Source organism: Commensalibacter sp. M0133 (assembly GCF_016101485.1).
In the GTDB taxonomy this organism is placed as follows: Bacteria; Pseudomonadota; Alphaproteobacteria; order Acetobacterales; family Acetobacteraceae; genus Commensalibacter; species Commensalibacter melissae.
Genome location: NZ_JACFQI010000001.1, coordinates 794,532 through 806,899 on the forward strand (window position 1 = coordinate 794,532; position 12,368 = coordinate 806,899).

Below are 12,368 nucleotides of genomic sequence, written 5' to 3' on the forward strand. Positions count from 1 at the left end.
TATCATTGATCGTAGTATTTATGACTATAAATTACGTCCATTTTTTGAAAAAAAGATACCGGAAATCAATCTGTCACTGATTTTAAAGTATTTTTCTCAGCTTTCTGCCTATCTTATCAGATCAATTGACCCTAGTGTTGGATTTTATTTAATGACCCATTTTTCTGATACAGAACTTGTATCGAGAGTTATCTCCATTGCTCAACAGGCTGCTGACGAGATCAATTCTATTCGTAAAACGAATTTTGACATAAAAATCAAAGATGATTCAAGCCCTGTTACCGAGGCTGATAAAGCTTCAGAAGTAATAATTATTCAGGGGCTGAAAAAATATACTCCCTCTATTCCCGTTATTGCTGAAGAGGAAATAGCTTCAGGGATACCAATTCCGGTAAAATCCGAATTCTGGTTGGTTGATCCCTTGGATGGAACAAAAGGCTTCATTCAACATAGTGACAATTTCACGATTAATATAGGTCTGATAAGGGATCATAAACCTGTTCTTGGTGTTGTGGCCTGTCCTGCTTATCACGAATATTTTTTTGGTGTTGTGAATAAAGGAGCTTGGAAAATTGATAAAACTGGCCGAATTATACCCATTCATGTTCTTTCCCCACCCAATCAACAGTTTCGTGTTCTTTTTTCACCTCGATGCATAAAAAATCCATCCTTTGAAAAATTTTTGAAATTATTTAACACTTCATCTGTTGAACGTTTTGGTTCAACCTTAAAAATCCTGCGCATTGCAGAGGGAAAGGCAGATTTACACCCTCGTTTCAGTCCAACCATGGAATGGGACACCGCTGCACCTCAGGCCATTCTCGAGGCTGCAGGTGGAATTATTCACGATTTCAATAATCAGCCATTGCAATATGGTAAAAAAAATTGGAGAAATCATAATTTCTACTGTTCAAGCATACCGATTGATTCTTATTTAAAAAATACAGACTTTTAATTTCAATGACACTTTTACTTACCAACACGCCATTCAATATCCACAAAGCCGCCTCGATTTTACATGATGGCGGATTGGTTTCCTTTGGAACTGAAACAGTTTACGGATTGGGCGCCGATGCCACCAATAACCAGGCTATCGCAAAAATTTATCAGGCAAAAGGACGTCCAAATTTTAATCCGCTCATTATCCATTTTGCACAACTTGAGCATGTTTTCCAATTTGTTGAAAAGAATGATCTGGCATATGAATTGGGTCTTAAATTTTGGCCTGGTCCATTAACTCTTATTTTAAACAAGCAAAAAAACACACAAATCAGCCAAGCTGCAACAGCTCATCTGTCAACAATGGCCGTCCGTATTCCAAATTCGTTAACAGCCCGTCAGCTTATTGAATACAGTCAAAAGCCGATTGCCGCACCTTCCGCCAATGTTTCGGGCCACGTCAGTCCTACAACAGCTCAACATGTCTATCAGGAACTTAATGGAAAAATCGATGCTGTCTTTGATTCTGGTCCGTGTCAAATTGGTGTCGAAAGTACAATTTTGGATGTAAGCGATGATTATCCCAAATTACTTCGACCTGGCGGAATTTCTGCTGAATCTCTGCGTTCCATTTGCGGACCGCTATCTTTTAAAGATTCTGTAGAAACAAAAATCACCGCACCCGGGCAATTAAGTTCGCATTATGCACCTTCTTTAACGGTTCGTCTGAATTGCACACATGTTTTGGCAAATGAAGCATTGCTTGCCTTCGGTAAAACCACCTTACAGGCCCCTCTTTCGGTTAACCTAAGTCCGACTTCAAATCTTGAAGAAGCTGCGAGGAATTTATTTGCAAATTTAAGGTTTCTTGATACAGAAGGGAAAAAACTCGGATTGCAAAAAATTGCCGTTATGCCTATTCCCGATTATGGCATCGGTCGGGCTATTTGTGATAGACTTCAACGTGCTGCCGCACCTAGACCATAGTTGGAATCATGACCGAAAACATTGATAAAAAAGAGCTGAAAATACTGGCCGATATCTTGGCTTTGGTTCTTGAAAATGAACCAGGTCAATCAGCAAATGCCCTTGAAACCCTGAAAAAAAGGGCAAAAAAGAATATGGTTACTGGTGGAGCAATAAAAAACATTTTTTATTCCATTGCAGAAAACCCACCAAAACCTGAAACAAAATCATCATCCCGCAGTCGTAAAAGCACTACTAACAATGCTGATCTTATCAAAGCACGATCACAGATTACCAGTCTTACTCAAGATATTAATCGATTGGATACTGTCATTCGCAGCTTACGGGTTCAAAACGAATCATTACGTTCCGAATTATTGTTGACGCAACAATCACGGGCAGAAATCCAATCAGTACTTTATAGTAATCAGGCCAAAGAACCCTTTAAAAAAATTCTTGGCATCATTTTTTTCATTTGTGGTTTATTAATTGGCATTGCCACTACCGCTATTTATCACTCTGTTTCTTCAACACCCCCTCCAAATAATTCAATTTATTTAAATTAATGTGAGTTTTTATGGATAATTCTGATTTTATCAATAACCTGACCTCTATTCTTGACACACAAGGAATAATTACAGATCCTAAGGAAAAAATTTCCTATGATACGGATTGGCGCGAAATTTTTCACGCTAACAGTCTTGCCGTTGTCCGTCCAAAAACAACAGAGCAGGTTGCTGAAATTGTAAAATTATGCAATGATTACCAAATTGCAATTGTACCTCAGGGCGGAAATACAAGTCTGGTGGGAGGAGCCTCCCCCACTCCAGATAAAAAGCAAATCGTGCTTAGCCTCAATCGTATGAATAAAATCAGGGATATCAATACAATTGACTACACTATGACCGTCGAAGCGGGTCTTGTTCTTGAAGAGGCGCAAAATATTGCTCTCAAATCTGATTTATATCTCCCAATCATGATATCATCACAAGGATCAGCCCAAATAGGCGGAATTATCGCCACCAATGCAGGTGGTAACAACACCTTACGTTACGGTAATACACGTGAATTCATTCTAGGATTGGAAGTAGTTACAGCAAAAGGCGAAATTTTAAATATTTTGCGGCATTTGAGAAAAGACAATACGGGTTATGATCTTAAACAATTATTTGTAGGATCAGAGGGAACGCTTGGCATTATAACGGCGGCAGCTATCCAGCTGCATGCGAAACCAAAATCAACTGAAGTTGCGTTATGCGCCCTTGCAGACATCCATCAAGCCTTGAAACTTTTAAGACTTTTTCACAATTATAATCCTGCTGCACTACAAGCTTTTGAATATATTTCATCAACAGGAATGCAATTAGTTCGTTCTAATATCGAGGACATCTATTTTCCCCTTGAAACAGAAACATCAACTTATATTTTGGTTGAACTGGCTCTGCCTGAAAAAGGAGATAAATTAAAAGCATTACTGGAAACCGTTCTTGAAGAGGCTTTTGAAAAGGGAATTGTATTGGATGCAGTTCTGGCCGAAAGTGAAACTCAACGGCAAAACCTATGGAAATTGAGAGAGGAACAAGCCGAATCCCAAAAAAGGGCTGGTGCAAATATCAAAAATGACGTTTCCGTTCCAATTTCAGCCATTCCTGAATTTATTGTTCGTGCCACCCAAGCTTGCCAGGAAAGGTATCCAGGTATCCGCGTCGCACCATTTGGTCATTTGGGGGATGGAAATATCCATTTTAACCTTGTTCAGCCTGAACATGAAGATCCTGATAAATTTATGCAAAAAAGTCACAATTTAATGAATATTGTATCCAAAATCGTGTTTGATCTACACGGTTCTTTTTCAGCAGAACACGGTGTGGGACAACTTAAAAATTATATGATGTCCGAGTGGAAAAGCGAAACTGAACTTGATTTGATGAAAAAAATCAAAAAGGCACTTGACCCCGATAATCTTTTAAATCCTGGAAAAATATTCCCCAAATCTTAAAGATCACTAATAAAATCATCTGCAACTTATTCAGAAAAAAATAAATTAGTAATATTTTATTCTTGCAATATCTGCCTAGAATAAAATATTGCTATTATCATTCGTTATTATAATTAATTTTACTTTTGTATTTAATTAGAGAAAGCCTTTTAGGTATAAAGCAGGATATTAACTAATGCAATTTTTTACATTCTTGCGTCTACCTATGATTGACCGTTATATTTTACGGCAATTACTAATTGCCCTGATTGCCACCACGGGTGGATTGGCGGCTCTAATCTGGCTAACCCAGTCTTTACGTTTTGTCTCTTTGGTTGTTGAAAGAGGACTGTCTCTTAAAGTTTTCCTGCAATTAACCGGCTTGTTAATCCCATCTTTTGTCGCCGTTATTTTACCGATAACAACATTTGTCGTTGTCCAATTCATTTATCAGCGACTGGATGGTGATCGTGAAATCATTGTTATGCGCGCGGCTGGCATATCCTCTTTTTCCCTGGCGAGACCAGGTTTGATATGCTCAATTATTTCAATGATTTTCTGTTATTTATTAAATGTTTGGATTGTTCCAACCTCCTATCACACTTTCCGGAAATTTGAATACAAAATTCGCAATAAAATGGCGGCATTCATGCTGGAGGAAGGAGTATTCACTAACGCTTCTGATAATTTAACCGTTTATATTAAATCCAAAGACAGTAACGGAAATCTACAAGGAATACTAATTGAAGATGATCGCCAACCCAATAATAAGGCAACCATTCTGGCAGAAAGAGGAAATCTGGTCATTCTAAATGATCAACCTCAAGTTGTGTTATTTAACGGATCCAGAGAGGTCATTGATCACAAAACCGGCCGTTTGAATATTCTAAATTTCGAACGTAATACCATTGATTTGTCCTCCAATCGTAACGATGCCGCACGATCCCGTGATGCAACAGAAATGTCAATTTACGAGTTATTACATCCCGATCCAGAAGAGGTTGCCAATAAAGATTACGGGAAACTTGCCGTAGAGGCTCACCGACGATTAACCTCACCTCTGACAATTATATCTTTTACACTGATTGCTCTTGTCAGTGTTTTAAAAGGAAGTTTTGCTCGGTTTGGCAATATTCTAAGACCTCTGGCAGCAATTTTTACGATTGTGGGTTTGCTCGCCGCCTCGCTGATTATGCAAAATTTGGCCAGTCGCAATACCAACCTGATTTTTTTAATGTGGATTATTGCCATACTTCCAGGAATAATCGCTGGCGTAACTTTGTTCGGATCTGAAATGATGGCTAAATTACATCATAATGCATCATTCCATCCTTCCTCATACGGCCGAAAGTTATAGATTATGCTCACCGCTTATACAATCTCGATCTATATCGCTCGACAATTTTTTTCGGCTTCCATTTCCATGATTCTAGCCTTGACAGGATTGGTATCATTATTCGACTTTATTGACCTGTTACGTCGCATTGCCACAAGACCAGGAGTTTCAACAAGTATTGTTGCGTATATTGCCCTGGATCATATTCCCAACTTCTGCATGCAGATCCTTCCTTTTGGAATTCTTTTGGGGGGAATAATCTGTTTTTGGAAGCTTACACGATCTTCTGAACTTATTGTTACCAGAGCAGCAGGAATTTCCGTATGGCAGTTCCTAATGGCACCTACTGCCTGTGCCTTTATAATTGGGTTATTTTCCACACTAATCATATCCCCAATTTCTTCCACACTTTACAGGCAGGCAGAAATTCTGGATCAAACCTATTTAACAACCGGTGGAGGAAAACTCACGAATATGTCAGGTGGCTCTTTATGGATAAGACAATCTGATAAAGAATTAACCTCTCGAGGTGTGGCAATTTTGCATGCCCAACAAGTTCATGTTATCAACCGCAATTTGCATTTAAGCGATGTTAGTGTTCTAAGATTAGATGAAGCGAATCATTTACTGGATCGTATTGAATCGCCATCAGGGTATTTGCAACATAATCTTTACTGGGTATTATACAATGCTTATTCTATAAAACCGAATAAGTTCCCGATTAAATTAGGAACTATTAAAATACCAACTGATTTAACTTTACATAATATCGAAGATAGTTTTTCATCTCCAGAGACCTTATCATTTTGGGCGTTACCAGGATTTATTAAATTGCTAGACAAATCAGGTTTTTCATCCATTAGCCACAGGCTTCATTTTCAAGCGCTTTTAGCCCAACCTTTACTTGCAAGTACAATGGCGTTGGTTGCGGCGGGGTTTGCCACTCGATCAACTCGACGCGGAGGTGTTGCAAGAATGATAGGCTCTGGTATTGCAGCGGGATTTGCCTTATTCACTATCTCCAAAATAGCTGAACGTTTTGGAGAATCAGGTGCCTTGCCAACTTTTATCGCGGCATGGGCTCCGACCGTAGCCGGCTTGTGTCTCGCAATATCCCTACTTATTCATCTGGAAGACGGCTAATGTCTAGATCCTTATCCTCCTTACTTGTTCAAAAAATTATGAAAGCAAGAATCCTTCAAAATCAATATTACTCTTTTCTTGCATTCAGTATTTTAAGCAGTTCTTTTATCGCTAATTTATGGATTTTTTGTTCTGTCACCAATGCCCAACAACAAATGCAAATGGCTCATAGTAATATTGGAAAAACCAATGCGGCACCTTTCAGTGGAAAAGACCCCATCACATTTCAGGCTGACAAAGTTTCCTATGATTCCAAGGCTGGTGAGGTTGTTTGGGAAGGTGACGTGCATATTTGGCAAAATGATCACACCTTGAGGGCTGATAAGGTTACTTTTAACAAAACAACAAACATCGCTACTGCATCAGGTAATGTCGCCATGGTCGAACCCGATGGTGAAATCTTGTTTGCCCAGCATACGCAACTGGGAAATAACATGCAGGAGGGAATTATGGATCAGGTCTATGCCCTGCTTGCTGATGGAGGTAAACTTGCTGCCAACGGGGCACGTCGGACAGGAGGTAAAGTCCATGATTTTAGTCGATCAGTTTATACCGCCTGCCCCATTTGCGCGAAAAACCCCAAAAAATCACCTTTTTGGCAGTTTCGATCCTATCAGGCTATCCGTGATATGGAAAATCAACGCATTGATTTCTCAGATACTTTCATTGATTTCTGGGGAATTCCGGTATTTTACATGCCTTTCTTTTCAATTACGGATCCATCTGTAAAACGGCGTAGTGGTTTCCTAATTCCCAGTATCAATTGGAGCAGTAAATATATCGGGGCCTACACAACCATTCCCTATTATTGGGCTATAAATAAATGGTCTGACCTAACCTTTATTCCTCTTTTTGCGACCAAAACAGGACCACAGCTTTCCACAGTCTATCGCGCCCGTTTCAACAAGGGAATGTTAAGAGTGGAAGGTGGCATTGCCGATGATACTGTTGGTCAACATGCCTGGTATAATTCCTATGCCGACCGATCTGTAGATAAATTTAAAAAAGGTGCACAAGGCTATTTATTCCTAAAAACAGAATGGGCATTGAATGATCACTGGCGTTATGGTGGAAATATCAATGTCGCAAGTTCTGCAAATTACATGCGTGATTACCGTATTAACGGTTATGGACAAGATACTTTAGAATCTGATTTGTATCTTGAAGGGTTTGGTGAAGGATCCTATTCAAAAGTTAGCGTACAAGCCTTTCAAGGATTAAATCGCGGGGTTATCAACAATTCTGATCTTCCTTTTTCTTTACCTCGATATACTTATAGCTATTTTGGACAACCTGATGCACTAGGCGGAAGATTTTCATTAAACACCACTGATTTTGTTCTTTATCGTCCACGTGGTGTTAATGACCAACGCGGTGAAGTTGCCTTGAATTGGGATAGACCTTTTGATGATAGTGCAGGTAGAAAATGGCTTATTACACTACATGTTGATTCAAATATATATCGAGGAACGCATCTCAATGAACAGCCCGGGTTTTACAGAACCAGAAAAAGCCAATTTACAGGACAAGCACTTCCTACATTTGCCGTTAAAATGAATTGGCCCTTCCTGAGAGAGTTTCACATAGGTGACTCAACAGGAACTCAAATCATAGAACCTATTGTTCAATTAATTGCCGCTCCTCATTCAAAAGGTGGCCGCAATTTCTATATGCCTAATGAAGACAGCTGGAATTATGAATTCACAGATACAACCCTTTTTGCCTTAAACCGTTTTCAAGGCACTGATCGTTTGGATGGCGGCGCCCGTGCCAATGTTGGTGTACATGGGAATTGGACCTGGAATGGCCATCAAGTCGATTTTCTTGTCGGGCAAAGCTATCAGGAACATATTCAAGGACACATGCCAGCACGTTCAGGTCTCGATCATCATATGTCTGATGTAGTCTCTCGCCTGCGTATATCCCCTGTCCAATGGTTAACCGCAACAGGAAGAACTCGAGTTGACCCTTATGACGGTAAAGTCAATTTTGCAGACGCTTTATTCAATTTTGGATTCTCTCATTTTGGCATTAATGGTGGATATATATATGAACCTGTAACCCCTTATTATTACTTCTATAGAAATCCATATGATCATGAGGGCGCCTCCAAATTATATTGGCAGAAAACAAACGAATTGACATTGGGTGTTTCAACCGATTGGGATCATTGGCATGCCTCCGCCTTTGGAAGAAGAAGCATTTCACGAAAGGAAACAGTTGCCTATGGAGGTACTGTTGGTTATCGAAACGACTGTTTTAGTGCCGATGTAATTTATTTCAAACAAAAAACAATGATTAACGGTGAAGAAAATAGTGACATGGTCCTATTTATGCTAAACTTCAAGACAATTGGCGTATTTGGAATTAACGGATGATGACAATTATTATGTTTATGCTTTCAGAAACTGTATTAAAATATAAAAAATATATCATGTCATTCCTATTGGCTGGTTACGTTTTTACAGGTCACGGTATTGCACATACCATGGCAAATATAAAACATCACGCCATTTCCAATTCCCCAATACCTCCAACAACTTTGCATGATGGTGAAGATCTCTCATCTACAGCAACCTCATCTGATGACGAAAACAAAATTATCGCCATTATTAATGGTCAACTATTGACACAGCGCGATATAGCAAATCGTGAGAAACTCTTTGAATTAACAGCCGGAATTCATTTAAGTCCTGAAGTGATGCAACATATGCGTCCACAACTGATTAAACAGATGATTACCGAGCGCCTGCATATTCAAGAAATGCTAAGACGCAGCGTCAACATTTCCCCTGAACAGATTGCCAAGGCAATTTCAGGAATTGAAAAACAAAATAATATGCCTGAACACGCCTTAAGGGATAAATTGGCTGAGGATGGAGTTTCTTTAACCACTTTAATTGATCAAATCAGATTGCAAATTGGTTGGGGAAAAGTGGTACAACAAGAATTGGGCACCCAATCGCGAATTACTGCGAAAGAAGTTGAACAACGTGAAAAAGCCCTTAAACAAGAAGTGGGACAACCTGAATATCTTATCAACGAAATCTTCGTACCGGTTGAAAATGCTCGTCACCCTGAACAAGAATTGCAATTTACTGAAACCATTATTCAGCAATTACGTAATGGTGCTGCTTTTCCAATTGTAGCGGCCCAATTTTCACAATCCCAGAGTGCTTTACAGGGTGGTGCATTGGGATGGGTTCAAGAAGACAATCTGGATCCAGAAGTGGTAGCTATTGCAAGAAAAATGCCTATTGGTGCAATCTCAAATCCTATTAAGGTAGCAGGTGGCTATATTATCGCAATGCTTAGCGGACGCAGAACCATTGGTAATGAGATGGGAACCCTGATGAAAATACGACAGATTTTCCTACCTTTTAGTTCCAAACTGAACCCTCAACAACCAACCCCGCAACAGGTTGCCACATTAAACCAAACAACAAAATATAAAAGCACCTTACATTCATGCCAACAAATGGAAGATGCCAATAAAAAGGCTGGAAACATAAGACCTTCCGATCCTGGAGAACTTCAACTTGAACGCTTAAATCCTGAAATGGCTAACATACTTAAAGATTTGCAACCGGGTCAAATCAGCAAACCTTTAGTTTCCCTTGACGGTATCTCATTACTTATGGTCTGTTCAAAGGAACGCAAAAATCTTTCCGACATTTCTGCAAGTGAAATTGCCAATCAGTTATTGAATCAACGTGTTGAACAAGCCTCTCAACAATTAGATCGCGATTTACATAGACAAGCTATTATCGAATATCACACCCCTGTACAAAATAATGACTCCGACAAAAAACAAACAAAACAACATTCTTCCCCCTCTAAAGGAAACAATTCATAAACATAATCTCTTGGCTAAAAAATCACTGGGACAACATTTTCTGCTTGATCCAAAAATCAACGAACAGATTATTGATCTTGCTGGAGATCTTGAAAATAAGAACATTATCGAGGTTGGCCCAGGCCCAGGGGGACTCACACGTGCTATTTTATCAAGTAATGCCGAAACGGTCATAGGTGTAGAAATTGATAATCGTGCCGTTATCCTATTACAAGAATTAAAAAAATATTACCCGCAACGATTTAAAATTGTTGAACGAAATGCTTTGGAGTTTGATTTAAGCACTTTATGTCAAGCACCAAGACAAATTATCTCAAATTTACCTTATAATGTTGGAACCGCTCTTTTACTAAATTGGTTAAAACAGGCAAATCACTGGGAACGCTTTACCTTGATGTTTCAGCAAGAGGTTGCCTATCGAATTTGTGCGGCACCGAATACTGAATTTTATGGTCGGTTATCCGTTATTTCTCAATGGATTGCGTCCTGTACCATTCTTAAGCAAATTCCACCGGGTGCTTTTTTTCCTCCACCAAAAGTTTATTCATCCGTGATACAAATTATTCCATATAAAAAACAACCTTCCCTTGCCTTATTTAAAGCAATGGAGACCATTACTGCCGCCGCCTTTGGCCAACGTCGAAAGATGTTACGAAGTTCTCTTAAATCAATTAACGGAAAAACCCTACTTGCAAAAGCCAGTATTGATGAAACAAGAAGAGCGGAAACTTTGAGTATTAATGAATTCGACCTGCTAGCCCGTCTTTATCTTGATAAGCAACATTCATAAAATTCAACTTGGACACTTATTTTTCAAACATATAATTTCGTGTCAAAGGTACGGCGGTTAAGGAAGGGGAAATTTGCAACTGAAAATTCATATGATTATGGTAATAAAAAGACAATTCTGCCGCTGATAAATAAAATTCAAACATTCTATAGAATTTTTCATCATATATAGCAATTATATCCTGTTGATGGTTTTTAAAATTCCCTAACCAAAAATGAATGGTTTTTGCATAATGTAAACGCAGGATTTCACAATCAGTTACCCATAATCCGTTTTTTTCAATAGCAGCAAATGTCTCACTTAACGAAGGAGAATAACCGCCAGGAAATATATATTTATTAATCCATGCATTTGTCGAGCCTGGACCATCTGATCGACCTATGGAATGAAGAAGCATAACTCCGTCAGGCATCAATATATTTTTAATTTCCTTAAAAAAATCCGTATAGTAATGTATACCCACATGTTCAAACATACCAATTGATACAATTCGATCGAAAGATCCCTTGACCAGCCGATAATCCGTTAAATAAAATTGAACTTTATCTTGTAGCTTTTCCTCTTTGGCTCGATTTCTGGCAACTTGCAATTGTTCCTGGGAAAGTGTTATCCCTGTTACTTCCACATCATATTCTCTGGCAAGGAATAAAGCCATGCCGCCCCAACCACAACCGATATCCAAAATTTTTAGATTGGGTTTATTTAACAAAAGCTTATTGGCAATATGTATTTTCTTTGCTTTCTGAGCCTCCGCCAGATTTTCATTTCCATTTTTAAAATAAGCACATGAATACTGCAAATCTTGATCCAGAAAAAGCTCATATAAATTTTTTCTTAAATCGTAATGATGTGCAACGTTTTTCTGAGATTGCTGAATACGATTTAGTTGTGACCAGAACCGTTTGCTATATCGCCATATGGAAGCAATTTTTTCACCGATATGATCATGAGATAAATCATTACTCATTAAAATATTCAGAACATCGTAAATTGAACAATTGACAGGACGGATTTCGCCACTCATATAACCCTCACCAAAAGCCAACCCAGGATTTATGAGTAATCGTTTGCATATTTCAAGTGTTAGCAATTCAACACAAGCATAATGCTTACTTTGTGCATGTCCATAAAATTTACTATGCTTATCAGGATAAATAACCTCCAAATATCCTTTTTTTATCAAATGCTTAAAAATTGAATCCATTAATTTCATCATATCTTGCTTATTTCTTATCATTTTGAAAAAATAGAATAATCATATGAGAAAAATTATTTCCATTTGTAAATCAATGATATCGCAAAAAATTATTCATTAACAGATAAAAAAAACGAGAGGATAAACCTCTCATTTTATCAAAAT

At 38.5% G+C, this 12,368-nt stretch carries 10 protein-coding genes; 9 read left to right on the forward strand and 1 reads right to left on the reverse strand.

Annotation, left to right across the window (positions count from 1 at the left end; all coding sequences use genetic code 11):
* Positions 1-151: 151 nt before the first annotated feature.
* From cysQ to rsmA, 9 genes are all read left to right on the forward strand, one after another.
* Positions 152-955 (forward strand): 3'(2'),5'-bisphosphate nucleotidase CysQ, encoded by an 804-nt coding sequence (gene cysQ / locus H3T46_RS03575; protein ID WP_198197410.1) that lies wholly within the window; start codon positions 152-154, stop codon positions 953-955.
* Positions 956-960: 5 nt separating this feature from the next.
* Complete coding sequence (locus H3T46_RS03580; protein WP_198197411.1) at positions 961-1,926, forward strand: L-threonylcarbamoyladenylate synthase; 966 nt, start codon at positions 961-963, stop codon at positions 1,924-1,926.
* Between the two features lie 8 nt (positions 1,927-1,934).
* Positions 1,935-2,471 carry a hypothetical protein gene (locus H3T46_RS03585; protein ID WP_155567156.1) on the forward strand — a complete coding sequence of 179 codons (537 nt, stop codon included), beginning with the start codon at positions 1,935-1,937 and terminating at the stop codon, positions 2,469-2,471.
* Between the two features lie 11 nt (positions 2,472-2,482).
* The gene (locus H3T46_RS03590; protein WP_198197412.1) at positions 2,483-3,904 is read left to right on the forward strand and encodes an FAD-binding oxidoreductase; all 1,422 of its coding nucleotides are present in this window, start codon (positions 2,483-2,485) and stop codon (positions 3,902-3,904) included.
* Between the two features lie 175 nt (positions 3,905-4,079).
* Entirely contained in the window at positions 4,080-5,240 is a 1,161-nt protein-coding gene (gene lptF, locus H3T46_RS03595; RefSeq protein ID WP_122123869.1) for an LPS export ABC transporter permease LptF, read from the forward strand.
* 3 nt (positions 5,241-5,243) lie between these two features.
* Positions 5,244-6,362 (forward strand): LPS export ABC transporter permease LptG, encoded by a 1,119-nt coding sequence (gene lptG, locus H3T46_RS03600; RefSeq protein ID WP_110438351.1) that lies wholly within the window; start codon positions 5,244-5,246, stop codon positions 6,360-6,362.
* The gene (locus tag H3T46_RS03605; RefSeq protein ID WP_232349937.1) at positions 6,362-8,740 is read left to right on the forward strand and encodes an LPS-assembly protein LptD; all 2,379 of its coding nucleotides are present in this window, start codon (positions 6,362-6,364) and stop codon (positions 8,738-8,740) included. Before lptG ends, H3T46_RS03605 begins: the two co-directional genes overlap by 1 nt.
* Positions 8,737-10,218 (forward strand): peptidylprolyl isomerase, encoded by a 1,482-nt coding sequence (locus H3T46_RS03610; RefSeq protein ID WP_232349936.1) that lies wholly within the window; start codon positions 8,737-8,739, stop codon positions 10,216-10,218. Before H3T46_RS03605 ends, H3T46_RS03610 begins: the two co-directional genes overlap by 4 nt.
* Positions 10,157-11,008, forward strand: coding sequence for a 16S rRNA (adenine(1518)-N(6)/adenine(1519)-N(6))-dimethyltransferase RsmA (gene rsmA, locus H3T46_RS03615; protein ID WP_198197413.1), 852 nt, complete (start codon positions 10,157-10,159; stop codon positions 11,006-11,008). Before H3T46_RS03610 ends, rsmA begins: the two co-directional genes overlap by 62 nt.
* Positions 11,009-11,024: 16 nt before the next feature.
* Here rsmA and H3T46_RS03620 read toward each other — a convergent pair whose 3' ends face one another.
* The gene (locus H3T46_RS03620) at positions 11,025-12,224 is read right to left on the reverse strand and encodes a cyclopropane-fatty-acyl-phospholipid synthase family protein (RefSeq protein WP_198197414.1); all 1,200 of its coding nucleotides are present in this window, start codon (positions 12,222-12,224) and stop codon (positions 11,025-11,027) included.
* Between the last annotated feature and the right edge of the window lie 144 nt (positions 12,225-12,368).

What these genes read in the sequence shown, in the direction of transcription:
- cysQ (WP_198197410.1), top strand. Translation starts at nt 152, where the DNA reads ATGACCCATTTTTCTGATACAGAACTTGTATCGAGAGTTATCTCCATT.
- H3T46_RS03580 (WP_198197411.1), top strand. Translation starts at nt 961, where the DNA reads ATGACACTTTTACTTACCAACACGCCATTCAATATCCACAAAGCCGCC.
- H3T46_RS03585 (WP_155567156.1), top strand. Translation starts at nt 1,935, where the DNA reads ATGACCGAAAACATTGATAAAAAAGAGCTGAAAATACTGGCCGATATC.
- H3T46_RS03590 (WP_198197412.1), top strand. Translation starts at nt 2,483, where the DNA reads ATGGATAATTCTGATTTTATCAATAACCTGACCTCTATTCTTGACACA.
- lptF (WP_122123869.1), top strand. Translation starts at nt 4,080, where the DNA reads ATGCAATTTTTTACATTCTTGCGTCTACCTATGATTGACCGTTATATT.
- lptG (WP_110438351.1), top strand. Translation starts at nt 5,244, where the DNA reads ATGCTCACCGCTTATACAATCTCGATCTATATCGCTCGACAATTTTTT.
- H3T46_RS03605 (WP_232349937.1), top strand. Translation starts at nt 6,362, where the DNA reads ATGTCTAGATCCTTATCCTCCTTACTTGTTCAAAAAATTATGAAAGCA.
- H3T46_RS03610 (WP_232349936.1), top strand. Translation starts at nt 8,737, where the DNA reads ATGATGACAATTATTATGTTTATGCTTTCAGAAACTGTATTAAAATAT.
- rsmA (WP_198197413.1), top strand. Translation starts at nt 10,157, where the DNA reads ATGACTCCGACAAAAAACAAACAAAACAACATTCTTCCCCCTCTAAAG.
- H3T46_RS03620 (WP_198197414.1), bottom strand. Translation starts at nt 12,224, where the DNA reads ATGATGAAATTAATGGATTCAATTTTTAAGCATTTGATAAAAAAAGGA.